Genomic DNA, 25,267 nt, shown 5'->3' with positions numbered 1-25,267 from the left:
CCCCTTCGCGGCCGGCCCGGTGGTCGCCATGACCCAGAAATTCTCGCGCGAGGAGTTCGACGTCTACGTCTGGGAGGGCACGTCCGACATCGCCAGCCGGGCCGAGCGCTGCCTGGCCGGCATGGACGTGTCGCTGGTGCGCGCCGACGCCGGCACCGCCTTTCCGCCGCCGCGCGATCCGTCGCGGCCCGCGGTGGCGCTGGTGTCGGTCTCGGTCATGGGCGACAACCGCTTCAGCGGCTACGACTGGCTGTCGGTGCAGGCGATGCCCGTCATCTGGGTGGCGTCCGAGGCCCGCGGCCGCGATCCGCGTTATTACCCGCCGGAATATTCCTATACGCTGCCGCTGGCCTTCACCACCACGGACCTGCGCAAGCTGCTGTTCGAGCTGCTGGGCACGCTCGACCAGCTCAACCGCGTCGCGCCGCGCCGCGAGCAGCCGCTGATCGCGGTGTCCGAGCCGATGCGGGCGCTGCTGGCCGAGGCCGACATGTTCGCCGACTGCCGCAGCAACGTGCTGATCCACGGCGAGACCGGCGTCGGCAAGGAGCGCATCGCGCGCCTGCTGCACGACCACGCCGCGTGGTCGGACGGGCCGTTCGTCGCGGTCAACTGCGGCGCCATCCCCGAGGGGCTGTTCGAGGCGCATTTCTTCGGCCACGCCAAGGGCGCCTTCACCGGCGCCGTGGGCGCGCACAAGGGCTATTTCGAGCAGGCCAGCGGCGGCACGCTGTTCCTGGATGAAATCGGCGACCTGCCGCTGTACCAGCAGGTCAAGCTGCTGCGCGTGCTGGAGCAGAGCGCCGTGACGCGGCTCGGGTCGACCGTCGAGGTGCCGGTCGATTTCCGCCTGGTGGCGGCGACCAACAAGGACCTGCGGGTGCTGGTGGGCCAGGACGAGTTCCGCGCCGACCTGTATTACCGGCTGGCCGTGATCGAGCTGCGCATTCCCAACCTGGAACAGCGCGGGCCCGAGGAAAAGGCGGCGATCTTCCGCGCCCTGCTCGAACGGCTGGGCGCCGAGGGCGAGCCGCCGGCCTGGCTGCTGGAGCGCGTGGCGCGGGCGCGCTACGCCGGCAACGTGCGCGAGCTGTCCAACGTGGCCGAGCGCGTGGCGATCGTGCGGCGCCAGTTCCAGGCCTGGGACCAGGCCCGCATCGAACGCATTTTCGACCAGTTGGCCGAGCCGCTCGGCGGGCCGCCGGCCTTGGCCGCGGCCGGCGCCAATACCCAATGCGAACCGCCCGTTTTTACCGACGCCGAACGCGCCGAGCGCGCCCGCATCCTGGCCGCGCTGGACGTCAATGGCTGGCGCCGGCAGGACACCGCCAATACCCTGGGCATCAGCCGCAAGGTGCTGTGGGAGAAGATGCGCAAGCTGCATCTGGGCGGCGGCCAGGGCGAAACCGCCGACGGCATCGTCGAAGCGTCGTGAGGCGCAATAGGGAATGTCCCTTGGCGCGCGACACTATCGCGCCGTGTTATTCACGCGCGTCAGCTTCAAACGGAATAAATTGCTATAGTTCCGCAACGATTTTTTTGGGGAAGGCATGAACGTCCACTTTATCCGTGCCGCCGCTCGCATGGCGCTGTTGGGTACGGCCCTGTCCGGTCTGGCCGCGTGCGCCAGCGCGCAACCCGAGCCCCCGCGCCCGACGGTGCAGCAGGTCGAGGACAAGCAAGCCGCCTCCACGCCGGTCACCCCGCCCGCGCCGGCGCCCGCCGCGCGCCCGTCCTCGACGGTGGCCGAGCTGCAGGCACTGATCCAGAACCGCCAGGTTTCCGAGCTGCGCACCACCTACAACGGCACCTACGGCGCCAGCCTGTTGTTCAAGCCGGACGACCTGACCTACTACGTGGCCCTGTTCCAGCAGAAGGACTTCTGGCGCGTCCTCAAGACCAAGTCGGACAAGCAGGCCGAAGCCACCTACCGCGCGTTCGCCGCGCAATCGGTGGAACTGGCCGACGTGGACATCCAGCGCATCAAGCTGCAGGCTGAATACACCCACGCCGAGAAGCTGCTGGCCAGTCGCAACGCCGAACTGAGCACGCTGCAGGCCGACCGCACCCTGCGCATGCAGCAGGAAGAGCAGGTCGCCGCGCGCCAGGAGCAATCGCGCCAGGAAGCCACCGCGCTGGCCGATCAGCAGAAGGACGTGCGTCAGCAACTGCGCGACCTGCAACGCCAGATCGACGCCTTGCAGGCGCAGCAGGCGCAGATCCAGTCGACGGCCGCGCCCAAGCGCGGCAAGTAAGCGCCAGGCGCAGCAAAAGCGGGCCCGCGGGCCCGCTTTTTGTTTGAGCCGGCGCTTTCTTGTATTCTGGCCGCTAGCCCCCATATCACTCCCATGGCTCTCAAAGTTTTCGACCTCCAGTGCGAGCACGGCCACATCTTCGAAGGCTGGTTCGGTTCGCACGAAGACTATGACGCGCAGCAGGCGCGTGGCCTGGTGTCGTGCCCGGTCTGCGGCTCGGCCAGCATCACCAAGCGCCTGTCGGCGCCGCGCCTGAACGTGGCGCACCTGCACGCGCCCGCCGCCTCGCCGGCGCCGTCGGCCGGCGCCACCGATGCCGAGAAGATGTCGGCCCTGCAGGCGGTGGTCATGCGCCAGGTGCGGGCCTTGCTGCGCAACACCGAAAACGTCGGCACGCGCTTCGCCGAGGAGGCGCGCCGCATCCACGAGGGCGACGCCGACGAGCGGCCCATCCGCGGCACCGCCACGCGCGAAGAGCGCGAGGCCCTGGCCGAGGACGGCATCGACGTCATGGCCGTGCCTGATTTCCTCGACGACGAGCGCCTGCAGTAGCCGCGTTCGCCAAAAAAAAAAGCGCCAGACCCCGAAGGGCTGGCGCTTTTTCGTACCTGCTGCCGGATCAGTTGTTGACGCGGCTGCGGTATTCGTTGGTACGCGTGTCGATTTCGATCTTGTCGCCGATGGCGCAGAACAGCGGCACGTTCAGTTCGTAGCCGGTGTTGATCTTGGCGGGCTTGGTCACCTTGCCCGACGTGTCGCCACGGACGGCCGGTTCGGTGTAGGTGATTTCGCGCACGAGCGTCGTGGGCAGTTCCACCGAGATGGCGCGGCCGTCGTAGAAGACCACTTCCACGGGCATCGCTTCTTCCAGGTAGTTCAGGGCGTCGCCCATGCTTTCGGCTTCGATTTCGTACTGGTTGTACTCTTCGTCCATGAAGACGTACATGGGGTCGCCGAAGTAGGAGTACGTGCACTCCTTGCGATCCAGCTGGACGACTTCGAACTTTTCGTCGGCCTTGTAGACCGATTCGCTGGCCGAGGCGGTCAAGAGGTTCTTGAACTTCAGCTTGACGACGGCGGCGTTACGGCCGGACTTGTTGTATTCGGCCTTCTGGACCACGAGGGGATCCTTGCCGACCATGACCACGTTGCCGACTCGCAATTCCTGAGCGGTTTTCATCGATAAAACTCCGGGGGGAAAGGGTGCACTCGCCGTGCTTGCAGAAAGCCGCAGCGGGTGAGGGCGCCAGGCAACGGGCCAGGCCCGCCATCTCGATCTCAACGCCATCTCAAGCCCGCGGGCCCGAAAAGGCCCGCTCGCTCGACTTTCATGCACACCCCGGGAGGCGTCATAGTTGAGGCGCCGAAAAACCCGCGCGACTCAGAAAACTCTCTATTCTAGCGTTTCTTGACCAACTCTGCGCAAAAATCGGCCAGATTTTCCGCCAGGTCGGGGCGCGCGGCCTGCGCCGCGTCCCATTCGCGCGCGGCTTGCGTCCAGGCCTGCCAGGCGGCCGGCGCCAGGGCGGCGCCGATCGCATCCGCCGCCGCGCCGGCGTCGGGCAGGTTCCAGGCGCGGATGGCGGCGGCCGCGGTTTCCGGGGCCGGATAGCGCGCCAGCCAGGCGTCCAGCTTCTCCAGGTGCACGTTCTCTTCCTGGGGGTAGATCTGCCAGACCAGCGGACGGGCCGCCCAGGCCGCGCGCACGAAGGAATCCTCGCCGCGCACCAGGTTCAGGTCGGCGCACCACAGCACGCGGTCGAAATCGGGTTGCGCCACGAACGGCAGGCGCGCCACCGCCGGACCGCCGGGCCGCGCGCAGGCCGCTTCCAGCCCGGGAGCGACGCCTTCCGGCGCCAGCAGCAGGGCGGGGCGGGTATCGGCCGCCAGGGCTTGCGCCAGGCCGTCGACCGGGGCGCTGGGATAGCAAAACAGGGACACGGTGCGGGCGCCGTGGCGCCGTTGCGACAGCAGGGGCTCGGCCACGCCCAGTCCCCGCAGGAACGCCGCCTGGGCCTCGGGATCGGCCTGGAAGGCGTCGCGCTCGGCCGTCAGGCCCGGTTCGCGCAGCAGGCCGCCGGTGGCGGGCGTGAAGCCGGGAAAGAAAAAGTGCTTCACCAGCCCGTCGGGCCGCTGCGACGGCAGGCCGTGGCAGCTTTCCACCCAGGCCTCGGCGCTCAGGTATTCCAGGTTGATCCAGGCTGGATGGCGCTGGCGCATGCTGTCCAGGAACGCCTCGGGCGGATCGCAGGCGAAGGCCTCGATCACCACGTCGCGGGCCGCCAGCGCCGCATCCGGCGTGTCGGTCCAGCGCACGATATCGATGTCCTGGAACGCCTGGCGCGCGGCGTTGGCATCGATGCCGGGCTGGATGCGCGCGAAGCTGGCCAAGTCGTCCACCCACAGGCGCACGTCCCAGCCGCGGCCGTGCGCCAGCCGGCGCGCCAGGCGCCAGCAGACGCCGATGTCGCCGTAGTTGTCGACCACGCGGCAGAAGATGTCTGCTTGCATCGACGCGCTCAGTGGAACTTGGCGGGCGCTGCCTCGGCGTCTTCGGGCAATTCGGCGTGCACCAGTTCGCCCAGGGGATTGGGGAAGTAGGGCGCGCCGCAGTCCTCGCAGTATTCCGGGGGCAGCACGCCGGGAATGCGGCGCACGTCGCTCACGCCGTATTCCTTGAGCAGCGCCGCGATCTCGTCGACCACGTCGGGCTGGCCTTCGTCGGCCGGCAGGTCTTCCTCGCGGCCATACAGCGGCCAGACGCAGCCGTAGTAGACGTCGTTGCTGTTGCGCGCGGTGAAGCTGACGCGGTATTCGTCGACCCGGCTTTCGCCGCAGCCCGCCACCACGGCGCGCAATTGGGAGGCCTCGAGGTTGACCGCGCCTTCGAGCCAGCTGATGGCGGCGCGCAGCGACAGCGGCCGCACGCGGCGGTCGGCCTCGCGGTTGCTGACGTAATAGGCGTCAGGCAGCAGGGCCTCGAAACCGCAGCCCGGCAGCAGGCCGGCCAGCGTCGGCTGGGCCTGCGCGGCCCATTGCGCCAGGCAGGCGTCGCGGCTGGCCTCGGCGTCGCCGATCTGCTCCTGCCAGCGGAACACGGGCGCGAATTCGGGCACCGCCACGGCCGCCACGATGTAGCGCGTGTCGGCCAGCATGTTGGCGGTCTCGACCTCGGCGTTCAGCGCCGGCTTGGTGGTCTCGGCGCCGAGCGCCTGCGAGCCCAGGCGCTGCAGCCATTGCCAGGTTTCGGAGAAGGTGCGCGGCATCTGGTCCACGCTCACCAGCATCGGCATCAGCGCGCTGCGGGCCTGGCTCGACAGCACGTGGCCATGCAGTTGCGCCAGCAGGGCCTGCTGGGCGCTGGCCGGCACGGGGCCGGTCGGGATGGCGTAGCGGGTCCAGGCCACGATGGGCGCGACGATCAGCAGGATGTCGTAGCGCACGCCGTTCTTTTCGATCTTCATCGATTCGGACAGCGTTTCGGCCTGTTCGATCAGGACTTCGTAGGCGCCCACGTCGCCCTGGGCGAGATGGTCCAGCGCGGCTTCCAGCGGGGCATCCTGGCCTGCCTTGAGCAGCTTCGGAATCGCTTCGCCAAGCTGATTCTCCCAGTACACGTCTTCGACGCGGCTGCCCGAGCGGTTGAGCGACTGGGCAAGCGTGATCAGGCGGGTGGCGTCGCGGGTCAAGCGGGGAGCGGATTGGCTGCGGGATCGGGCCATAACTTCGGAGGACGTCCAGTAAGTGTGTAACGACGTAGTTTAACGCCCGCCGCGGTCATGGGCGGCGACGTGCGCCGCCGCGCCGCCCGGCGTCCCGCCAGCGCGCGCGCCGGCCGTCCGTCCGCTACGGGATTGGTGCTCATCTGGCAACAGATCATCCCTTTTGAAGGGGTTTATTGCAGATTCGAAACGGCCGAAAATGGCTCCATCAAACTTGTTCTCTGGAGGCATCGCCATGCGCTGGCCTACGCTTTTCGTTTCCCACGGTTCTCCCATGCTGGCCGTCGAACCCGGCCTGACGGGCCCGGCCCTGGCCGCCTGGAGCCAGGCCCAGGGCCGCAAGCCGCGCGCCATTCTGTTGGTCTCGCCGCACTGGATGGGCCATGGCCTGGCCCTGTCCACCCGCGACCAGCAGGTCGCGTGGCATGACTTCGGCGGCTTCCCGCCCGAGCTCTACACGCTGCAATACGCCGCGCCCGGTTCGCCGGAACTGGCGGCGCGCACGCAGGCCCTGCTGGCCGAGGCCGGCATTGCCGCCGACCGCGATCCGCGCCGGCCGCTGGACCATGGCGCCTGGGTGCCGCTGCGCTACCTGTACCCCGAGGTCGACGTGCCCGTGGTGCAGCTGTCGCTGGACATGGGCCGCGATGCCGCCGGCCAGCTCGAACTGGGCCGCGCGCTGGCGCCGCTGCGCGACGAGGACGTCCTGATCATCGGCTCGGGATCGCTGACGCACAACCTGCGCGACGTGCGCATGCCGCAGAACGCGCCGGCCACGCCCTACGTGCCGGCGTTCCAGGACTGGTATGCGCGCCATCTGGCCGCGCACGACGTGCCGGCGCTGCTGGACTGGCAGGCCCGGGCGCCGGGCGCCCGCCAGGCCCATCCGCACGACGACCACCTGATGCCGCTGTACGTGGCGCTGGGCGCGGGCGGCGAGCAGGCCACGCGGCTGAACGATGAGGTCTCGTACGGCGCACTGGCGATGGATGCGTATGCGTTCAACTGACGCCTGTTGACGCTGCTCACCGCCGCCAACGTTTGGTTACCCCATGCGGTTCCAAACGCCGGAGCGCCTATGCATAATGGCTGCCGCCCGCATCGCGGGCGTTTCCTTGTGATGGACGTATGCCGGCGCCTGCCGGCCGGGAGTGTAGAGATCGTGAAAGCGCATATCGTGAAATCCGCGTGTCTGGCCCTCGTCGCCGCGACGCTGGCGGCATCGTCCGCCTGGGCCGAGGACGTCAAGGGATCCCGCGACCACCCGGCCCTGACCCGTTTCACGGGCGCCGAGATCCGGGCCTACGAGCACAAGGACTATGACGAGGCGCTGATGCCCGACCGGCCGATCACGCGGGAAGACGAGGCCAAGGGCCTGACGCTGGAAGGCAAGCTGACGCGCATCGCCTATCGCATCGACGGCAAGAAGTCGGCGCTGGAGGTCTATCGCAATTACCAGGGCGCGCTGCAGGCCGGCGGCTTCAAGACCCTGTTCGAATGCAAGGGCGACGAGCAGTGCGGCGGCGACTTCCAGTCGTTCGTCCTGAACAGCGGCAAGGTCAGCCAGCCGGGGCAGGGCGACGCGGCCTTCGGCGGCAAGTACTACGCGGTGCTGGCGAAGAAAGAGGCGCCCACGGGCGACATCTATGTGTTCCTGGATGTGATGGACGACAACTCCAACAACATCACGCCGGTGTTCCAGCAGGTGATCGAGACCAAGCCCATGCAGACCGGGCAGGTCAAGGTGCTGGACATGGCCGCCATGCAGAAATCGCTGGCCGAATCGGGCCGCGTCGCGGTCTACGGCGTCTACTTCGATACGGACAAGGCCGAGGTCAAGCCCGAATCGAAGGCCGCGCTCGACGAGATGGGCAAGCTGCTCAACGCCAACCCGAAGCTGAAGGTCTACGTGGTCGGCCACACCGACAACCAGGGCACGCTTGCCGGCAACCTGGACCTGTCGCAAAAGCGCGCCGACGCCGTGGTCAAGGCGCTGGAAGCGGGCTACAAGATCCCGGCCGCGCGCCTGTCGGCGCGGGGCGTGGCGTCGCTGGCGCCGGTGGCGGCCAACGACGCCGAGGCCGGCCGCGCCAAGAACCGCCGGGTCGAACTGGTCGCCCAATGACGCGGTGAGCCTGCCTAATCTTGAGGCGGCTCGGCGATGAAAAGGGCCCCCACGCCGCGCCTTCGGCTTGCTGCCCCCCGAGGGGGGGGCGTTTTCATCTTGAGGCGGCTCGGCGATGAAAAAGCCCCTGGAACCTCGCGGTTCCAGGGGCTTTGCCTTTGAGGCTCGCGCGTTACGCGGCCAGCAGCTGGCGCAGCACGAAGGGCAGGATGCCGCCGTGCTGGTAGTAGTCGACTTCGATCGGGGTGTCGATGCGCAGCAGCACCGTCACGTCCTGCTTCGAACCATCCTTGCGGGTGATCGTCAGCGTCACGTCCTGCATCGGCTTGATGCCGTTTTCCAGGCCCGAGATGTCGTAGGTTTCCTCGCCGGTGATGCCCAGCGACTGCACGCTGTCGTTGCCCTTGAACTGCAGCGGCAGCACGCCCATGCCCACCAGGTTGCTGCGGTGGATTCGCTCGAAGCTGCGCGTGATGACGGCCTTGACGCCCAGCAGCTGGGTGCCCTTGGCGGCCCAGTCGCGCGACGAGCCGGTGCCGTACTCTTCGCCGCCGAACACCACGGTGGGCGTACCGGCCGCCACGTACTGCATGGCCGCGTCGTAGATCGACATCTGTTCGCCGCTCGGCTGGAACAGGGTTTCGCCGCCCTCGAAGCGGCTGCCGTCCGGACGCGCCGGGATCATCAGGTTCTTGATGCGCACGTTGGCGAAGGTGCCGCGCATCATGATTTCATGGTTGCCGCGGCGCGAGCCGTAGCTGTTGAAATCGGCCTTCATGACGCCGTTTTCCTTGAGCCACTTGCCCGCGGGCGAGGTTTCCTTGATGGAACCGGCCGGCGAGATGTGGTCGGTGGTGACCGAGTCGCCGAACACGCCCAGCGCGCGGGCGTTCTTGACGGTCGGCATCGCGCCCGGCGTCATGCCGAAGCCTTCGAAGAACGGCGGCTCGGCGATGTAGGTGGAGTCGGGCCAGTTGTAGGTCTCGCCCGTGACGCCCTTGATGTTCTCCCACAGCTTGCCGGGGTTGCTCTTGACCTGGCCGTAGTTGGCCTCGAAGGCCTTCGGGTCCAGCGCGTACTTGAGCAGGGCCTCGACTTCCTCGGTGGTCGGCCAGATGTCGCCCAGCCAGATGTCGCCGTTCTTGCCGCGGCCGACCGGTTCGGTCATCAGGTCGCGCGTCACGGTGCCGGCCAGGGCGTAGGCCACCACCAGCGGCGGCGAGGCCAGGAAGTTGGCCTTGATGTTCGGGTGGATGCGCGCCTCGAAGTTGCGGTTGCCGGACAGCACCGCCGAGCACACCAGGTCATTGCTGGTGATGACGTCGTTCAGGTCGGGCGTCAGGTCGCCGGCGTTGCCGATGCAGGTGGTGCAGCCGTAGGCGGCCACGTCGAAGCCCAGCTTCTCCAGGTAGGGCAGCAGGCCCGTCTTGGTCAGGTATTCGGTGACCACGCGCGATCCGGGGGCCAGCGAGGTCTTGATGTGCTTGGGCACCTTCAGGCCGGCCTCGACGGCCTTCTTGGCCAGCAGGCCCGCCGCCAGCAGCACGCTGGGGTTGGAGGTGTTGGTGCACGAGGTGATGGCGGCGATCAGGATGTCGCCGTTCTTGACCTTGGTGCCGGTGCTGGTGGTGAAGGTCTGCTGCAGCTTCTCGGCCGGCTGGTTGAAGCCGTTCTCGGCGACCGGCTTGGAGAACAGGTCGATGAAGGTGCTCTTGACGTTGCCGATCTCGATGCGGTCCTGGGGGCGCTTGGGGCCGGCCAGCGACGGCGCGACGGTGGACAGGTCCAGCGTCAGCAGCTTGGTGAAGTTGATGTCCTTGGCGGCGGGCACGCCGAACATGTCCTGGGCCTTGAAGTAGGCCTCGAACGCGTCGATTTCGGCTTCGGTGCGGCCGGTGCCGCGGAAGTAGTCGATGGTGCGGCCGTCGACCGGGAAGAAGCCCATGGTGGCGCCGTACTCGGGCGCCATGTTGCCGATGGTGGCGCGTTCGGCCACGGACAGGCTGGCCGTGCCCTCGCCACAGAATTCGACGAACTTGCCGACCACTTTTTCACGGCGCAGCATTTCGGTGATGGTCAGCACCAGGTCGGTGGCGGTGACGCCGCCGCGCAGCTTGCCCTTGAGCTCCACGCCGACCACGTCGGGGGTCAGGAAGTACACCGGCTGGCCCAGCATGCCGGCCTCGGCCTCGATGCCGCCCACGCCCCAGCCGACCACGCCGATGCCGTTGATCATGGTGGTGTGGCTGTCGGTGCCCACCAGCGAGTCGGGGTAGTAGACGTTGTTCTTCTTGTCCTGGTGCACGCCGCGCGCCAGGTATTCCAGGTTCACCTGGTGGACGATGCCGAAGCCCGGGGGCACCACGCCGAAGGTGTCGAAGGCCTGCATGCCCCATTTCATGAACTGGTAGCGCTCCTGGTTGCGCTTGAATTCCAGCTTCATGTTCAGGTCGAGGGCGTTCTTGGTGCCGAAGTAGTCGATCATGACCGAGTGGTCCACCACCAGGTCGACCGGCACCAGCGGCTCGATGCTCTTGGGGCTCTTGCCCATCTTGTCGGCGACCGAGCGCATGGCGGCGATGTCGGCCAGCAGCGGCACGCCGGTGAAGTCCTGCAGCACCACGCGGGCCACCACGAACGGGATTTCATCCTCGCGCTTGGCGTTGGCCTGCCAGTTGGCGAGCTGGCGCACGTGTTCCTCGGTGACCTTCTTGCCGTCGCAGTTGCGCAGCACGGATTCCAGCACGATGCGGATGGAGACCGGCAGCCGCTGCACATCGATGCCCAGGGACTTGCCCAGCGCCGGCAGCGAATAGTACTGACAGGACTTGTTGCCGATCTTGAAATTCTTGAGTGTGTCGAGGGTGTTGTGCGGCATGATGGACTCCGTGGTTTTGCCCGCGTAAAGCCGGCATTTTCAGGCGTTTCGGCGCGTTTGTCATTCCGGGCGACAGCGGCGCGATTGGCTGTATGTCTTATATCTTATATAAGACCTGGGCGACGCGTCAAAGTTCCGGCCCGCGCCCGGGGGCGGGTTGCGTGGCGGCGCCGCCACCCCGTACTGTGGAGCAGGCGTGCCGTCCCTGCAAGTCCCCTTTTTTTAACAAAAAAGTCCTACAGGCGCGTGGCGTCGCCGCTCAGCCCAGCAGCGCCGGCAGTTCCGCCACCGCGAAGTCCAGGAACCGGCGCAGGGCCAGCGGCGCGCCGCGGCGGGCGGGCATCACCGCGTAGATGCGGGCCGGCGCCGCCTGCCAGCCGGGCAGCATGTGGACCAGATCGCCCTTGGCCAGGGCGCCGGCGCACAGGTAGTGGGGCAGCAGCGCCACGCCCAGGCCGGCGCGGGCCATTTCCCGCAGCGCCGCCAGGTTGCTGCTCAGGCAGCGCGGCAGGTACTCGACCGACTCGGTTTCGCCGGCCGGCCCGGTGAAGTGCCAGCTCTGCGGGCTGTCCTGGGTGGCATGGGCCAGCAGCGGCAGGGCGTTCAGCTCGCGCGGATGGCGCGCCGCCGCCTGCGCCAGGGCCGGGGTGCCCACCAGGATCAGCGGCACCGGCGCCAGTTCGCGCGCCACCAGGCGGGAATCGGTCAGCGAAGCGCCCTGGGCGCGGAAGGCCAGGTCATAGCCTTCGCCCACCAGGTCGATGATCTGGTCGCGGGTGTCCAGCAGCACCCGCACGCCGGGGTGCTTCAGGCAGAAGCGCGCCACCAGTTCGCCCAGCAGCGTCACCGCCAGCGCCGATGGCGCCGTCATGCGCAGCAGGCCGCTGGGCGTGTCGCCCATGGCCGCCGCCAGGTCGAAGGCGCTGCGGGCCTCGCGCGCCATGGCCAGCGCGTGCACGTAGATCTGCTCGCCCATGGGCGTGAGCGAGACCCGCCGGGTGTTGCGCTGGAGCAACCGCAGGCCCAGGCGCGCCTCCAGTTCGGCCACCCGCCGGCTCAACTTGGAGCGCTGCATGTTCAGCACCCGGGCGGCGGCGGAAAAGCCGCCTTTCTCCACCACCTCGCTAAAGAGCAGCAGGTCGTCGAGATGATGGAGATAGGTGTGCATGGGGTTTACGCGAGTGATTGTCCTACTTAACAGGACAATTATTCCTGAAATTGGCCTCTACTGTGCCGGCGGCAGAACCCATAAGCTCTGCGCCACGTAAAAACCTGGCAGCACATCCTTGACCATCCGTCTCAGTCCCCCCGTCGCGCGGCCCTTCGAACCGGTCGGCGACGCCTGTTCCATCCGGCAGTTCCGCCACACCGATTTTCCCCTGGGCATGTCGCCCCTCGTGCTGGTCGACCATTTCGTCATGACCGGGCCGACGTTCGCGCCCCATCCCCACGCCGGCATGTCGGCCGTGACGCTGCTGCTGGAAGACAGCCGCGGCGTCATGCGCAGCCGCGACAGCGTCCACAACGACCACGAGATCCGCGCGGGCGACTTGCACTGGACGCTGGCGGGGCGCGGCATCGTGCATACCCAGCAGCCGGTGGGCGAGGCGCGGCTGAATGGCCTGCAACTGTTCGTGAACCTGCCGGAGCGGCTCAAGACGCTGCCGCCGGCGACGTCGCTGCTGCGCGCCTGGGAAATGCCGGTGGTGCAAGGCGATGCCGGCCGGGTGCGGGTGGCCTCGGGCCATTTCGACGGCTGGGACGCGCCGCTGGAAACGCCCGAGCCGCTGCTGATCCTGGACGGCTGGCTGCGTCCGGGCGCGTCGCGCCTGGTGCCGCTGCCGGCGGGCTGGAACGCCTGGCTGTACGCGGTGCAGGGGGAGCTGGGCGCGCGGGCGCGCCATCAGACCACGCCGCCGCGGGCGGCGCCGGACGCGGTCCCGGCCGAACCGTCGCCGGTGGCGGCGTTCCGGCCGCCGGGGCGCACGCGGGTCGCCAGCACGCGGGTCGCCGACCCGGACTTCGCCGTCCTGCCGGCGGGGGCGGCGCTGGCCGCCTCGGCCGACAGCGAGGGCCTGTTGCAGGTGATCGCGGCCGGCGCGCCGGTCCATTTCATCCTGGTGGCCGGCCCCGCCATCGACGAGCCGGTGATCCAGCGCGGCCCGTTCGTGATGGCGGACGCGCGCGCCCTGACGCAGGCCATGGCGGCCTACGAAGCCGGGGAATTCGGGCAGTTGCGCCAGGAAAGCGGCGTTCCCGGGTAAGGCCGCGGGCCGGCGGCGGCCGGCCGGGCCTCGTTGTTCCGTAGCAACGGAAACAGAATTCTATATAGGGGACGGAATGAGAATGATTCCGTTTTATTTAGAATCTGTACCGCACGATCTCAATACCCCTTGGAGAACGGGCTCGACAAGGCCGGGATGACCGGCTCTGCGGCAGTTCGAGTGGCAAGCCGTTACCCGCGCGTGACCCCATCGGGATTTTTGCGATTTTCCGCTTCTCGCGAAGCGCCCGCCTACAGACTCCCGATATGAAATTACGAACCCTCGCGTGCGTGGTCGCGGCCCTGCCGTACACCGTCATCGTCCACGCCCAATCCGCCACGCCTACCGACGGCTCCGTCGTCTCGATGGACGCGATCAAGGTCGAGGCCAGCGCCGACGCCTCGGCCGGCGGCCTGGCCCAGCCCTATGCCGGCGGCCAGGTGGCCCGTGGCGGCCGGGTGGGGCTGCTGGGCACGCAAGACATCATGAGCACGCCGTTCAGCATCACCAGCTATACCAACGAGCTGATCCAGGACCGGCAGGCGCGCAGCGTCGGCGACGTGCTGCAGAACGATCCGGGCGTGCGCGTGGCGCGCGGTTTCGGCAATTTCCAGGAGTCGTACTTCATCCGCGGCTTCATCCTGAGCTCGGATGACGTGGCCTACAACGGCCTGTACAGCCTGCTGCCGCGCCAGTACATCGCCACCGAACTGTTCGAGCGCGTCGAAGTGCTGCGCGGCGCGTCGACCTTCCTGACGGGCGCCTCGCCCGGCGGCGACGGCATCGGCGGCACCGTCAACCTGGTGCCCAAGCGCGCCCCGAACGATCCGCTCACGCGCTTCACCACCGGCTTCTCCAGCGGCGGCCAGTTCTCGGTATCCACCGACATCGCGCGCCGCTTCGGCCCCGGCGACAGCACCGGCATCCGCCTGAACGTGGCCAATCGCAGCGGCGACACCGCCATCGACGACGAACACTCTCGCACCAGCCTGGTGTCGCTGGGCCTGGATTGGCGCTCGGCCGATACGCGCCTGTCGGCCGACATCGGCTGGCAGGAAAACAAGCTCAAGCGCGCCCGTCCGAACGTGACGCTGCGCGGCGTGACCAGCGTGCCGGACGCGCCGGACGCCAGCTCCAACTTCGCCCAGCCCTGGTCGTACTCGAACGAGCGCGACGTGTTCGGCACCCTGCGCGCCGAGCATGACTTCAGCGACAAGCTGACCGGCTGGGCCGCCTTCGGCATGCGCCGCAGCGACGAAGCCAACTCGCTCGCCAACGTCACCGTGACCAACGGCAGCACCGGCGACGGCAACTTCTACCGCTTCGACAATACCCGCAAGGACAGCGTCAACACCGGCGAACTGGGCCTGCGCGCCAAGGTGCGCACCGGCCCGGTCGGCCACGAGTTCGTCGCGTCCGCGTCCTTCTTCGATCTCAAGAAGAAGAACGCGTATGTCATGGACTACCTGAACACGTTCCAGACCAACCTCTACAACCCGACCACCTACAGCCGGCCCGCCTTCAGCGCCGGCGCGCTGGTGGGCAACGACCTGGACGATCCGGCGCTGCAGGGCCGCACCCGCCTGAGCAGCTATGCGCTGGGCGACACGATGTCGTTCCTGGACGACAAGGTGCTGCTGACGCTGGGCATCCGCCACCAGCGCCTGTCCTCGCGCAGCTACGCCTACAACACCGGCACGGAAAACGGCGCCTATGACGCCAGCCGCAATTCGCCCGCCGCCGGCATCGTCTTCAAGGTGACGCCGAGCGTGTCGCTGTATGCCAACTACATCGAGGCCCTGGTCGCGGGCGATACCGCGCCGCTCAACGCCAACGGCAAACCCGTGCCCAACGGCGGCGAAAGCCTGCAGCCGTACGTGTCCAAGCAGAAGGAAGTCGGCGTCAAGTACGACGGCGGCGGCCTGGGCGCGGGCCTGGCGCTGTTCTCCACCGACAAGCCGCGCGCGGCCTACGACGCGTCCAATCGGTTCACCGCCTCCGGCAAGGACCGCCACCAGGGCATCGAGCTGACCGTGTTCGGCGAGCCGATCGACCGCGTGCGCGTGCTGGGCGGCCTGACCTTCCTGGACGCCAAGCAGCGTTCCACCGGCAATACCGCCATCGACGGCAACCGCGTGATCGGCGTGCCGCGCTTCCAGGCCAACCTGGGCGCGGAATGGGACATCCCCGGCGTGCAGGGCCTGGCCGTGGACGGCCGCGTGGTCTACACCGGCGCGTCCTACGCGGATGACGCCAACACCCTCAAGGTGCCCGGCTGGACCCGCTTCGATGCCGGCCTGCGCTACATGATGGACGTGGACGGCCACGTGGTGACGCTGCGCGCCCGCGTCGAGAACATCGCCAACCGCAACTACTGGGCATCGGTGGGCGGCTACCCCGGCAACGGCTATCTGGTGCTGGGCGGCCCGCGCACCTTCTCGCTGAGCGCCAGCATGGACTTCTGATCGCGGCTGTCCGCCTTCGGGCGGACGTCACGCAGGCCAGGAAAAGCAACGCCCCGCCGGCGAGCTAGGTCATCAACCAGCCGCCCGCCACGTCCAGCACCTGCCCGGTCACGAACCGGGCCTGGTCCGAGGCGAAGAACAGGCAGGCGTCGGCCACTTCCTCGGGCGTGCCGAGCCGGCGCAGCGCGGTGACGTCGGCCACGGCGTCGTTGATCTCCTTGGGCACGCTTTTCAGCAGCGGGGTGCTGATGCGCCCCGGCGCCAGGCCGTTGACGGTGACGTCGTGCTCGCCCAGTTCCGCGGCCCAGTGCCGCGTCAGGCCCAGCAGGGCGGCCTTGGTGGCGGCGTAGTGCGCGGCGACGATGTCGCAATAGGCCTTGCCCGCCACCGACGACATGTTGATCACGCGCCCCTGGCGCTGGCGCACCATGTGCGGCGTGGCCAGGTGGGTCATGTAGAACACGCTGTTCAGGTTGACCGCCACCACCTTGTCCCATTCGCCCGGCGTCATCTCCCACACCTTCAACGCGCGGCCGTCGGTCTTGGGCGAGATGCCGACGTTGTTGACCAGGATGGTGGCCGGGCCGAGGTCGCGGGTGATGCGGTCGTAGGCGGCCTGGCACTGGTCGAAATGCGAGACGTCGGCGTGCACGAAGGTCACGGCATGGCCGCGCTTTTTCAGTTCCTGCTCGTAGGCCTGGCCGCCCTGCGAATTGAAGTCGATCAGCCCGACCTTGCCGCCTTCGGCCAGGAAGCCCTCGACGATGGCCGAACCGATGCCGCCGACCGCGCCGGTGACGATGATGACCTGATCCTGGAAGCGCGCGCTCATGCCCGCACCTTCAACATGATCTTGCCGATGTGCCGGCTGCTTTCCATCAGCGCGTGGGCCTGGGCCGCTTCCTCCAGCGGGAACACCTGGTGGATCAGCGGCAGGCAGCGCCCCTGTTCCATCAGCGGCAGCACCTTGTCGGCCAGCGCCTGGGCGATGGCGCCCTTGTCGTCGTCGGAGCGCGGCCGCAGGGTGGAGCCGGTGAACGACAGCCGTTTGGTCATGATGGGCAGGGCGTCGATCTCGGCCTTGCTGCCTTCCAGGAAGGCGATCTGCACCAGCCGGCCATTCACCGCCAGCAGGCGGATGTTCTTGTTGATGTAGGCGCCGCCGACCATGTCGAGGATCACGTCCACGCCCTGGCCGCCGGTGGCCTGGTGGACCGCCGCCTCGAAGTCGGTGTCGCGGTAGATCAGCGCGTGCTGCGCGCCGGCCTTCAGGCAGGCCTCGGCTTTTTCCTGGTTGCCCACCGTGGTCCAGACCTCGGCGCCAAAGGCGCGCGCCAGCTGGATCGCGGTCAGGCCGATGCCGCTGGAGCCGCCGTGCACCAGGAACTTCTCGCCGGCCGCGAGGCGGGCGCGCTCGAACACGTTGGTCCAGACGGTGAAGTAGTTCTCCGGGATGGCGGCGGCGGACAGCAGGTCCAGGCCGCGCGGCACCGGCAGGCAGTGGCGCTCGTCGGCCAGGCAGTACTGCGCGTAGCCGCCGCCGGGCGTCAGCGCGCAGACCCGGTCGCCGACCTGCCAGCGCGTGGCGTCGGGACCGACGGCGACGATGGTGCCCGCGACCTCCAGTCCCAGGTAGGGCGAGGCGCCGGGCGGCGGCGGATACGAGCCGGAGCGTTGCAGCACGTCGGGTCGGTTGACGCCGGCGTAGGCGACCTCGATCAACACCTGGCGGCCGGCGGGCGCGGCCATCTCGCGTTCGGCCAGGCGCAGGCAATCGGGCGCGCCGCCCGTGCCGTGGTCGATGAATGTGCAGCGTAGAGACATGAATGCGGTCCTTCGGATTTCAGTGGCCCAGATAGGCCTTCTTGACATGGGGATCGGCCAGCAGCTCGGCGCCGGTGCCGGTGCGCACGATGGCGCCGTTCTCCAGCACGTAGCCGCGGTCGGCCAGGCGCAGCGTGCGGAACACGTTCTGCTCCACCAGCAGCACCGTGACGCCGTGTGACGTGACGTCGCGGATGATGTCGAACATCTGCTGCACCAGCAGCGGCGACAGGCCCAGCGAGGGCTCGTCGAACACCAGCAGCTTGGGGTCGGCCATCATGCCGCGCGCGATCGCCACCATCTGCTGCTCGCCGCCGGACAGCGAGCCGGCGTACTGCGCCAGGCGTTCGCGCACCCGCGGGAAGATCTGCAGCACTTCCTCCAGCTTGCGCTGCACGATGGGGCGGGCGGCGCGCTTGTACGAGCCCATCAGCAGGTTGTCGCGCACCGTGAAATGCGGAAACAGCTGGCGGCCTTCGGGAATCATGGTGATCCCGGCGTCGACGATGTCGTAGGGCGTGCGGTTGGTCAGGTCGCGGCCCTCGAACTCGACCCTTCCGGTGGTGGCGGCGACCACGCCGCACAGCGTCTTCAGGGTGGTGGTCTTGCCGGCGCCGTTGGCGCCGATCAGCGTCACGATCTCGCCGGCCCTGACCTCGAAGTTCAGGCCGTTGAGCACCTGGCTCTTGCCGTAGCCCGACGACAGATCCGAAACCTTAAGCATCCTGGTACTCCTTGCCCAAATAGGCTTCGATGACGGCGGGGTTCTCGACCACGTCCTTGGGGGCGCCGCTCACCAGCACCGCGCCTTCGTTCAGCACGATGATGCGGTCCGACAGCGCCATGGTGGCCTGCATCATGTGCTCGATCAGCAGCACCGACACGCCCGAATCGCGGATGCGGCGGATCATCTTGATCGACTTCTCGATGTCGGTGGGGTTCAGCCCCGCCATCACCTCGTCCAGCAGCAGGATGCGCGGCCGGATCGCCAGGGCGCGGGCGATCTCCAGCCGCTTCATGCCGCCCACCGTCAGGCTGCGGGCCTCGGTGTTCAGGTACTTGAGCAGGTCGGTTTCCTCGGCCACCTTGAGCGCGATCTGCTCGGCCTCCTCGCGGTCGGCGGTGCGGATGAAGGCGCCCAGCATGATGTTCTCCAATACCGTCAGGCCGGTGAACGGCTTGGCGATCTGGAAGGTGCGGCCCAGCCCCTGGTGCGCGAACTCGTCCGGCGTGTTGCACGAGACCCAGTTGCCCTTGGCATCGACCATCGACACCGCGCCCTTGTCGGGCGACAGGAAGCCGGACAGCAGGTTGAACACCGTGGTCTTGCCGGCGCCGTTGGGGCCGATCATGCCCAGGATCTCGTGCTGGTTCAGCGTCAGCGAGACGTCGTTGGTGGCGCGCAGGCCGCCGAAGCTCTTGAACAGGTTCTCGGCCTTGAGCACCGGCTGCTCGCGCCGCGCCGCGTCGGTCGGACGGGCCGGTTCGACCCGCTGGCGCCGGGCGCGCGGCGTGCCCAGGTAGGGCAGGCGCGCCAGGGCGCGCTCGATGGCCGGACCGAAGGCGCCGGCCAGGCCGCGCGGAATGGTCAGCACCACCGCCACCAGGATCAGGCCGTAGATCAGCCCGTGCATGCCGTTGCCCACGCTGGACAGCCAGCCGCGCGCCAGCTCGGCGATCGGCAGCACCAGGAAGGTGCCGGCGATGGGGCCGGCCACCGTGCCCAGGCCGCCGATCAGCGCGAACATCGCCACCTGGATCGACAGCTCCAGCGAGAAGGCCGAGCTGGGATCGACGAAGGTCAGGTAAGTGATGTGGAAGGTGCCGATCACGCTGGTCAGCATGGCCGACACCACCGCGGCGATGATCTTGACGCGCACCGTGTGGATGCCCACCGCCAGCGCCGCGTCCTCGCGCTCGCGGATGGCGATCAGGTAATGGCCGATGCGCGACTTGCGGATGTACCACGAGACCCAGGTCACCAGCAGGAACAGGCCGAAGGCGATGATCACGTAGTTGATCTTCTCGCGGAACACGATCCAGGCCCAGCCGATGTTCAGCGGCAGGCTGATGCCGCTGGAGCCGCCGGTCCAGCTTTCCTCGTGGATCACCAGCAGCCGCACCACTTCCAGGATGGCGATGGTGGCCAGCGCGAAGAACGGACCGCGCAGCCGCAGCGTGGGATAGCTGATGATGATGGCCACGACGGCCGAGATGGCCGCGCCCGCCAGCATGCCGAACCACGGCGAGATGCCGAAGTTCTGCGTCAGCAGGGTGGCGGTGTAGCCGCCGATGCCGTAGAACACCGCGTGGCCCAGCGACAGCTGGCCGGCGTAGCCGCCGACGATGTTCCACGCCACCGACAGCGCGGAGAAGACGAACAGCAGGACGAACAGGTTGGTCCAGAAAGGCGTGCCCGTGACGACGGGCACGATGAACATGACGATCAGCAGAATCAGGCTGACGTAGGCTTTGGGGCTTCGAAAGTCGGGAAACACGTCTCGCTCCTTGTGGCTCTGATCACTCTGTGCCGACGCCGAACAGGCCGGTCGGACGCAGGACAAGGATCAAGAGGAAGATCCCGAAATAGACGACCTCTTTGAGGTCGGGGGCGATGTAGTAGCCGGCCAGCGTATCGACGATGCCGATGATCATGGACCCGGCCACCGCGCCGTACAGGCTGCCCAGGCCGCCCAGCACCACGATCACGAAGGCGGTCAGCACGAAGTACGTGCCCACCGTCGGGAACACCGGATACTGCGGCGCCAGGAGGCCCGCGGCGATGCCGACGAAGGCGGTGCCCAGGCCGAAGGCGATGGCGTAGACGTTGTTGACGTTCACGCCCATGAGCGTCGCGGCGTAGCGGTGCTGCGCCACCGCCCGCAGCGCGCGGCCCAGGTAGGTGCGGTGCATGAACAGGTGCAGCAGCACGGCCAGGCTCAGGCCGACCACGAAGGTCACCAGCTGGCCGGTGACCATGGAGTAGTTGCCGACATCGATGGCGCTGGTGCCCAGTTGCACCGGGGCGCGGAACACGTTGGCGCCGAAGATCACCAGCGCCAGGTTCAGCAGGATGGTGGACACGCCCACCGTGGCGAAGATCTGGATGTGCTGGTCGGCGTTGAGCAGCGGCTGGATGATGCCTTTCTGCGTCAGCGCGCCCAGCGCGAACAGGATGACCGCCACCGGCACCAGGCCGATGTACGGATGCACGCCGAACTGCGCCGCGATCAGATAGACCAGGTACATGCCGATCATCAGGAATTCGCCGTGCGCGAAGTTGACGACGCGGACCACGCCGAAGATCAGCGTCAGCCCCAGGCTGATGATGGTGTAGGCGCCGCCCAGCAACAGGCCATTGATGACCAGTTGAATGAAGATATCCATGGTGCAACCTCTTGGAACGGGGTGCGCCCCGGCGCCGCGGCGTGGCCGACGGAACCGGGGCCCGCGGGCCCCAGTGAAACGCCGGACGCCCCCGAGCGTCCGGTTTGCTGGCTTGCCGTGCCGGGCCTGCCGGAAGGCGGCCCCGGCGTTCTATTTATTGAAGACGGGCTTGCCCAGCGCGAGGTTGTCCGGCGCGATGGTGACCAGCTTGCCGTCCTGCCACTGCATCACGTAGAAGGTCGAGGCGTTGTTCTGGCCATCCTCGCCGAAGTCGAAGGCCCAGCCGTTGGCGGTCTGGCCGGCGGGCTTCTTGTACGCCAGCACGGCCGCGCGGATCTTGTCCTTGTCGGTCGACTTGGCGTTGGCGATGGCTTCGAAGAAGGCCTTGGCGCCGACGTAGTTGGTCAGGCTGTGGCCGGACTGCGGGTCGCTCTTGTAGGTGGCCTTGTAGGCTTCCAGGAACTTGTCCAGGCCCGGCGCGCCGGCCGGGTTGATGGACGATTGCGGGAAGTCCAGGTCGAACACGCCATTCATGTCGGCGCCCACGGCCTTGGCGGTGTCGGCCAGCGAGTAGCCGCCGCCGGCGCCGATCACCACCTTGGGCTTGAAGCCGGCCGCGCGCGCCTGGCTGAAGTACAGGATGGCGTCGTTCTGGTAGGCGGTCTGCAGCACCACGTCGACCTTGGCGCCCTTCAGGCGCAGGATCAGCGAGGACAGGTCGACCGTCTTGGCCGAGTACGGCAGCACCTCGGCCACGGTGTAGCCGAGTTCCTGGGCGCGCTTTTTCTCGGTGGCGGCCACGTCGGTGCCGTAGGGGCCGTCCTCGTGGATGATGCCGATGCGCACTTCCTTCGGGTTCAGGCCCATGCCCGGCCCGATGATGTCGTGCAGCGCGTTGACCACCGAGACGCCGTACAGCGCGGTGTTGGGGTTGCTGCGGAACAGGTATTTGTAGCCGCGCGTGGTGATCTTGTGGGCGGTGGCGCCCAGCTCGAAGTAGGGCACGCCGGCCAGCTCGGTCACGGGCGAGGCCGCGTACGAGATGCCCGAGGCGTAGCTGCCGAACACCCCGACCACGTTGGACGAGATCAGGCGCTTGGTTTCGGATACCGCCTGGGTCGGGTCGACCGCGTCGGCCTTGATGATCTGGATCTTCTCGCCGTTGATGCCCCCGGCGGCGTTGATCTCGTTGACGGCCAGCTCCAGGCCGCGATAGCTCTCTTGTCCCAGCAGCGCCAGGGCGCCGCTGAACGGGAAGAGGGCGCCCACCTTCATGTCGGCCGCCGCGGCGCCGCTGGCCATGGCGCCGCACAGGCCCAGCGCGATGGCGAATTTGTTGATCTTGAACACTGTCTACGCTCCTTTGTGGGTATGGGGTGCGGACTGTTGTCTGAATCGTCCGTCTGTTTTTGAATATATGATATATGCGCCGGCGGGGTGTGGGAACCTCGTCCTGGATTCTAGTGCCGGACTTGTCCGGCTGAATCGGGGATTTCCCTCAAGCCGCATGAATAAAGCGTTTGCGGGCAGTTTTCCTCTGCGGAGCAGGTCAAATTCCGCTGTCCGGACCCGGTTTCACGGACCCGTTCATGGCTGCTTGCCTGGCAAGAAAGTTCCCCTTTAAATCATATATCCTATATGATCAAAAGGCGTTTGAGCACAAGAATCCAGGAGACAGAAGCATGTTCGAGGAAGTGGATTTCGCCGGAAAAAAGGTACTCATCACCGCCGGCGCCGATGGGCTGGGCCTGGAAATGGCCCAGGTGTTCCACCGGGCCGGGGCGTCGGTGCTGGTGTGCGATGTCAACCGCGAGCGGCTGGCGGCCTTGCCGGCCGAGCTGCCGGGCGTGCGCGCCGTCCATGCCGACGTGTCGGATGAGGCCAGCGTGGCGGCCCTGTTCGACGCCGTGCGCCAGCAGCTGGGCGGCCTGGACATCCTGGTCAACAACGCCGGCGTGGCCGGCCCCACCGGCTTCGTCGAGACGCTGTCCAAGGCCGATTGGGACCGCACCCTGGCCGTCAACATCACGGGCCAGTTCCTGTGCGCGCGCCAGGCCATCCCGCTGCTCAAGCAGTCGCGCGCCGGCGTCATGATCAACCTGTCGTCGGCCGCGGGCCACCTGGGCTTTGCCGGGCGCTCGGTCTATTCGGCCTCGAAGTGGGCGGTGATCGGCTTCACCAAGTCGCTGGCGATCGAGCTGGGCGGCCACGGCATCCGCGTCAACGCCATCCTGCCGGGCGCGGTCGAAGGGCCGCGCATCCGCGCCGTGATCGACGCCAAGGCCAGGACGCTGGACAAGCCGGTCGAGGAAATCGCCGCGCTCTACGAGAACCAGGCGGCGCTGGGCCGCATGGTCACCGCGCGCGACATCGCCAACATGGTGCTGTTCAACGCCAGCGAGGCCGCCCGCAGCGTCACGGGGCAGGCCATCGTGGTGGACGGCTTCACGCAGAAGCTCTACTGATGGCGGCCGATCCGCAGCGGCGCCACGCCGCCATCATCGGCACCGGCCTGATCGGCCAGGCCTGGGCCATCGTGTTCGCGCGCCAGGGCTGGCAGGTGCGGCTGTACGACGTCAACGCCGCCATGCTGGCCGAGGCCGGCGCGCTGATCCGGCGCCAGCTGGATGCATTGCAGGCGCACGGCCTGTTGCGCGACGCGGCCGCCGCGGCCGGCCGCATCCAGGCCGCCGCCAGCCTGCAGGAGGCGCTGGCGGGCGCCCGCTACATCCAGGAGAACTCGCCCGAGCGGCTGGATCTGAAGCGCGACCTGTTCGCGCAACTGGACGCGGCGGCCGACCCCGACGCCATCATCGGCAGTTCCACGTCCAGCATCCCCGCCAGCGAATTCACCGAAGGCCTGCCCGGCCGGGCGCGCTGCCTGGTGGCGCATCCGGTCAATCCGCCGTACCTGATCCCGGTGGTGGAGCTGTGCCCGGCGCCCTGGACCAGCGAGGCCGCCATGCAGGCGGCGCGCGACATCATGCTGGATATCGGCCAGAAGCCGGTGACGATGCGGCGCGAGATCGAGGGCTTCATCCTCAACCGGCTGCAGGGCGCGCTGCTGCACGAGGCTTTCCGCCTGGCCGCCGCCGGCATCGCCAGCGCCGAGGACATCGACACCACCGTCAAGGACGGCCTGGGCCTGCGCTGGTCGTTCATGGGGCCGTTCGAGACCATCGACCTGAACGCGCCTGGCGGCCTTGCCGACTACTGCGCGCGCTACGGCGGGCTGTACCAATCCATCGGCGCCACCCAGGCCGACAGCGTGCCCTGGGACGGCGCGCTGGTCGAGGCCCTGGCGGCCGAACGGCGCGGCCTGCTGCCCGCCGACGACCTGACGGCGCGCCGCTACTGGCGCGACGAACAACTGATGCGCCTGATGCGCCACAAGCAACAGCAAGACAACGGAGACGGAAATGGCTAAGCCGAAACAGAAAGTCGTGATCACCTGCGCCGTGACGGGCGCCATCCACACGCCCAGCATGTCGCCGCACCTGCCGGTGACGGCCGACGAGATCGCCGAGGCCGCCATCGGCGCGGCCCGCGCCGGCGCCGCCGTGCTGCACCTGCACGCGCGCGACCCGGAAACCGGCAAGCCGTCGCAGGACCCGGCGCTGTTCGAGCCGTTCCTCAAGCGCATCAAGGCCGAGACCGACGCCATCATCAACATCACCACCGGCGGCAGCCCGCACATGACGGTGCAGGAGCGCATGCGGCCGGCCACCACCTTCAAGCCGGAGCTGGCGTCGCTGAACATGGGTTCGATGAACTTCGGCCTGTTCCCGATGCTGGGTCGCTTCCAGGACTTCAAGCACGAGTGGGAGCGCGAGCACCTGGAGAACAGCCGCTCGCTGATCTTCCGCAACACCTACCAGGACATCGAGTCGATCCTGGAGCTGGGCAACGCCAACGGCACCCGCTTCGAGTTCGAGTGCTACGACATCAGCCACCTGTACAACCTGGCGCACTTCGTCGACCGCGGCCTGGTGAAGTCGCCGCCATTCATCCAGTCGGTGTTCGGCATCCTGGGCGGCATCGGCCCGCACCCCGAAGACCTGATGCACATGAAGCGCACCGCAGACCGCCTGTTCGGCAATGAGTACGAATGGTCGATCCTGGGCGCCGGCCGCAACCAGATGCCGCTGGCCACCATCGGCGCCGCCATGGGCTCGAATGTGCGGGTGGGGCTGGAGGATTCGCTGTGGATCGGGCCGGGCCAGCTGGCCGAGTCGAACCGGTCGCAGGTCGAACGCATCCGCACCATTCTGGAGGCGCTCAACCTGGAAGTGGCCACGCCCGCCGACACCCGCGCCAAGCTGGGATTGAAGGGCGGCGACAACGTGG

Annotated in this window: 21 protein-coding genes; 10 read left to right on the top strand and 11 right to left on the bottom strand. The window is 67.9% G+C overall.

Translation table 11 applies throughout. From position 1 onward, the window contains the following. The first annotated feature begins 28 nt into the window (after nt 1-28). From AOZ49_RS02050 to AOZ49_RS02040, 3 genes are all read left to right on the top strand, one after another. Complete coding sequence (locus AOZ49_RS02050) at nt 29-1,435, top strand: sigma 54-interacting transcriptional regulator (RefSeq protein ID WP_054431918.1); 1,407 nt, start codon at nt 29-31, stop codon at nt 1,433-1,435. A gap of 115 nt (nt 1,436-1,550) precedes the next feature. Then, nucleotides 1,551-2,255, top strand: a complete 705-nt coding sequence (locus AOZ49_RS02045) for a DUF2968 domain-containing protein (protein ID WP_054431917.1) — start codon at nt 1,551-1,553, stop codon at nt 2,253-2,255. Between the two features lie 93 nt (nt 2,256-2,348). Continuing rightward, on the top strand, nt 2,349-2,807 hold the full coding sequence (locus AOZ49_RS02040; protein ID WP_054474181.1) for a DUF1178 family protein: 459 nt from the start codon (nt 2,349-2,351) through the stop codon (nt 2,805-2,807). A 67-nt stretch (nt 2,808-2,874) separates the two neighbouring features. On the opposite strand, the gene efp is transcribed toward AOZ49_RS02040, so the two are convergent. The 3 genes from efp to AOZ49_RS02025 form a co-directional block, all read right to left on the bottom strand. Next, on the bottom strand, nt 2,875-3,435 hold the full coding sequence (efp, locus tag AOZ49_RS02035) for an elongation factor P (protein WP_006225610.1): 561 nt from the start codon (nt 3,433-3,435) through the stop codon (nt 2,875-2,877). Between the two features lie 218 nt (nt 3,436-3,653). Then, nucleotides 3,654-4,766: an elongation factor P maturation arginine rhamnosyltransferase EarP gene (earP, locus tag AOZ49_RS02030; RefSeq protein WP_054431915.1), complete on the bottom strand. Its 1,113-nt coding sequence runs from the start codon at nt 4,764-4,766 to the stop codon at nt 3,654-3,656. 8 nt (nt 4,767-4,774) lie between these two features. Further along, entirely contained in the window at nt 4,775-5,977 is a 1,203-nt protein-coding gene (locus AOZ49_RS02025; protein WP_054431914.1) for a DUF2863 family protein, read from the bottom strand. Nucleotides 5,978-6,212: 235 nt separating this feature from the next. Here AOZ49_RS02025 and AOZ49_RS02020 point away from each other — a divergent pair, with 235 nt between their 5' ends. Continuing rightward, entirely contained in the window at nt 6,213-6,986 is a 774-nt protein-coding gene (locus AOZ49_RS02020) for a DODA-type extradiol aromatic ring-opening family dioxygenase (RefSeq protein WP_082380276.1), read from the top strand. Between the two features lie 168 nt (nt 6,987-7,154). After that, complete coding sequence (locus AOZ49_RS02015) at nt 7,155-8,102, top strand: OmpA family protein (RefSeq protein ID WP_369815763.1); 948 nt, start codon at nt 7,155-7,157, stop codon at nt 8,100-8,102. A 172-nt stretch (nt 8,103-8,274) separates the two neighbouring features. Here AOZ49_RS02015 and acnA read toward each other — a convergent pair whose 3' ends face one another. Both acnA and AOZ49_RS02005 read right to left on the bottom strand, forming a co-directional pair. Beyond that, a complete protein-coding gene (acnA, locus tag AOZ49_RS02010; protein ID WP_054431905.1) occupies nt 8,275-10,980 on the bottom strand; it encodes an aconitate hydratase AcnA in 2,706 nt (901 codons plus the stop codon). A gap of 259 nt (nt 10,981-11,239) precedes the next feature. Further along, a complete protein-coding gene (locus AOZ49_RS02005) occupies nt 11,240-12,148 on the bottom strand; it encodes a LysR substrate-binding domain-containing protein (RefSeq protein WP_054474179.1) in 909 nt (302 codons plus the stop codon). Nucleotides 12,149-12,266: 118 nt separating this feature from the next. On the opposite strand from AOZ49_RS02005, the gene AOZ49_RS02000 reads away from it, so the two are divergent. After that, nucleotides 12,267-13,244, top strand: coding sequence for a pirin family protein (locus tag AOZ49_RS02000; protein WP_054474178.1), 978 nt, complete (start codon nt 12,267-12,269; stop codon nt 13,242-13,244). 266 nt (nt 13,245-13,510) lie between these two features. Next, nucleotides 13,511-15,709 (top strand): TonB-dependent receptor, encoded by a 2,199-nt coding sequence (locus AOZ49_RS01995; RefSeq protein WP_054474177.1) that lies wholly within the window; start codon nt 13,511-13,513, stop codon nt 15,707-15,709. Between the two features lie 64 nt (nt 15,710-15,773). Here the strand turns inward: AOZ49_RS01995 and AOZ49_RS01990 are convergent, their stop codons facing one another. From AOZ49_RS01990 to AOZ49_RS01965, 6 genes are all read right to left on the bottom strand, one after another. After that, nucleotides 15,774-16,541 carry an SDR family oxidoreductase gene (locus AOZ49_RS01990; protein ID WP_054474176.1) on the bottom strand — a complete coding sequence of 256 codons (768 nt, stop codon included), beginning with the start codon at nt 16,539-16,541 and terminating at the stop codon, nt 15,774-15,776. Next, nucleotides 16,538-17,533: an NAD(P)H-quinone oxidoreductase gene (locus AOZ49_RS01985; protein ID WP_054474175.1), complete on the bottom strand. Its 996-nt coding sequence runs from the start codon at nt 17,531-17,533 to the stop codon at nt 16,538-16,540. The genes AOZ49_RS01990 and AOZ49_RS01985 overlap by 4 nt, the downstream gene beginning before the upstream one ends. 19 nt (nt 17,534-17,552) lie before the next feature. Continuing rightward, entirely contained in the window at nt 17,553-18,257 is a 705-nt protein-coding gene (locus tag AOZ49_RS01980) for an ABC transporter ATP-binding protein (RefSeq protein ID WP_054431899.1), read from the bottom strand. Continuing rightward, nucleotides 18,250-20,031 carry a branched-chain amino acid ABC transporter ATP-binding protein/permease gene (locus tag AOZ49_RS01975; protein ID WP_054431898.1) on the bottom strand — a complete coding sequence of 594 codons (1,782 nt, stop codon included), beginning with the start codon at nt 20,029-20,031 and terminating at the stop codon, nt 18,250-18,252. The genes AOZ49_RS01980 and AOZ49_RS01975 overlap by 8 nt, the downstream gene beginning before the upstream one ends. Before the next feature lie 22 nt (nt 20,032-20,053). Continuing rightward, entirely contained in the window at nt 20,054-20,920 is an 867-nt protein-coding gene (locus tag AOZ49_RS01970; RefSeq protein WP_006390231.1) for a branched-chain amino acid ABC transporter permease, read from the bottom strand. Nucleotides 20,921-21,070: 150 nt separating this feature from the next. Further along, the gene (locus AOZ49_RS01965; RefSeq protein WP_054431897.1) at nt 21,071-22,270 is read right to left on the bottom strand and encodes an ABC transporter substrate-binding protein; all 1,200 of its coding nucleotides are present in this window, start codon (nt 22,268-22,270) and stop codon (nt 21,071-21,073) included. Between the two features lie 332 nt (nt 22,271-22,602). On the opposite strand from AOZ49_RS01965, the gene AOZ49_RS01960 reads away from it, so the two are divergent. The 3 genes from AOZ49_RS01960 to AOZ49_RS01950 form a co-directional block, all read left to right on the top strand. Then, nucleotides 22,603-23,385 (top strand): SDR family oxidoreductase, encoded by a 783-nt coding sequence (locus AOZ49_RS01960; protein WP_054431896.1) that lies wholly within the window; start codon nt 22,603-22,605, stop codon nt 23,383-23,385. Beyond that, a complete protein-coding gene (locus AOZ49_RS01955) occupies nt 23,385-24,347 on the top strand; it encodes a 3-hydroxyacyl-CoA dehydrogenase (protein ID WP_054474174.1) in 963 nt (320 codons plus the stop codon). The genes AOZ49_RS01960 and AOZ49_RS01955 overlap by 1 nt, the downstream gene beginning before the upstream one ends. Further along, the coding region (locus tag AOZ49_RS01950; RefSeq protein WP_054474173.1) for a 3,5-dioxohexanoate:acetyl-CoA acetone transferase at nt 24,340-25,267 on the top strand (928 nt) is incomplete at its 3' end. The genes AOZ49_RS01955 and AOZ49_RS01950, both read left to right, overlap by 8 nt.

This window comes from Achromobacter sp. 2789STDY5608615, from assembly GCF_001298995.1.
Taxonomy (GTDB): domain Bacteria; phylum Pseudomonadota; class Gammaproteobacteria; order Burkholderiales; family Burkholderiaceae_B; genus Achromobacter; species Achromobacter insuavis.
The sequence above is the reverse complement of the archived record's forward strand: the minus strand, read 5'-3'. Positions and strand labels throughout refer to the sequence as shown.

Bases quoted from the DNA above. Each gene is read 5' to 3' on its own strand.
- AOZ49_RS02050 (WP_054431918.1), top strand. From the start codon at position 29: ATGACCCAGAAATTCTCGCGCGAGGAGTTCGACGTCTACGTCTGGGAG.
- AOZ49_RS02045 (WP_054431917.1), top strand. From the start codon at position 1,551: ATGAACGTCCACTTTATCCGTGCCGCCGCTCGCATGGCGCTGTTGGGT.
- AOZ49_RS02040 (WP_054474181.1), top strand. From the start codon at position 2,349: ATGGCTCTCAAAGTTTTCGACCTCCAGTGCGAGCACGGCCACATCTTC.
- efp (WP_006225610.1), bottom strand. From the start codon at position 3,435: ATGAAAACCGCTCAGGAATTGCGAGTCGGCAACGTGGTCATGGTCGGC.
- earP (WP_054431915.1), bottom strand. From the start codon at position 4,766: ATGCAAGCAGACATCTTCTGCCGCGTGGTCGACAACTACGGCGACATC.
- AOZ49_RS02025 (WP_054431914.1), bottom strand. From the start codon at position 5,977: ATGGCCCGATCCCGCAGCCAATCCGCTCCCCGCTTGACCCGCGACGCC.
- AOZ49_RS02020 (WP_082380276.1), top strand. From the start codon at position 6,213: ATGCGCTGGCCTACGCTTTTCGTTTCCCACGGTTCTCCCATGCTGGCC.
- acnA (WP_054431905.1), bottom strand. From the start codon at position 10,980: ATGCCGCACAACACCCTCGACACACTCAAGAATTTCAAGATCGGCAAC.
- AOZ49_RS02005 (WP_054474179.1), bottom strand. From the start codon at position 12,148: ATGCACACCTATCTCCATCATCTCGACGACCTGCTGCTCTTTAGCGAG.
- AOZ49_RS01995 (WP_054474177.1), top strand. From the start codon at position 13,511: ATGAAATTACGAACCCTCGCGTGCGTGGTCGCGGCCCTGCCGTACACC.
- AOZ49_RS01990 (WP_054474176.1), bottom strand. From the start codon at position 16,541: ATGAGCGCGCGCTTCCAGGATCAGGTCATCATCGTCACCGGCGCGGTC.
- AOZ49_RS01985 (WP_054474175.1), bottom strand. From the start codon at position 17,533: ATGTCTCTACGCTGCACATTCATCGACCACGGCACGGGCGGCGCGCCC.
- AOZ49_RS01980 (WP_054431899.1), bottom strand. From the start codon at position 18,257: ATGCTTAAGGTTTCGGATCTGTCGTCGGGCTACGGCAAGAGCCAGGTG.
- AOZ49_RS01970 (WP_006390231.1), bottom strand. From the start codon at position 20,920: ATGGATATCTTCATTCAACTGGTCATCAATGGCCTGTTGCTGGGCGGC.
- AOZ49_RS01960 (WP_054431896.1), top strand. From the start codon at position 22,603: ATGTTCGAGGAAGTGGATTTCGCCGGAAAAAAGGTACTCATCACCGCC.
- AOZ49_RS01955 (WP_054474174.1), top strand. From the start codon at position 23,385: ATGGCGGCCGATCCGCAGCGGCGCCACGCCGCCATCATCGGCACCGGC.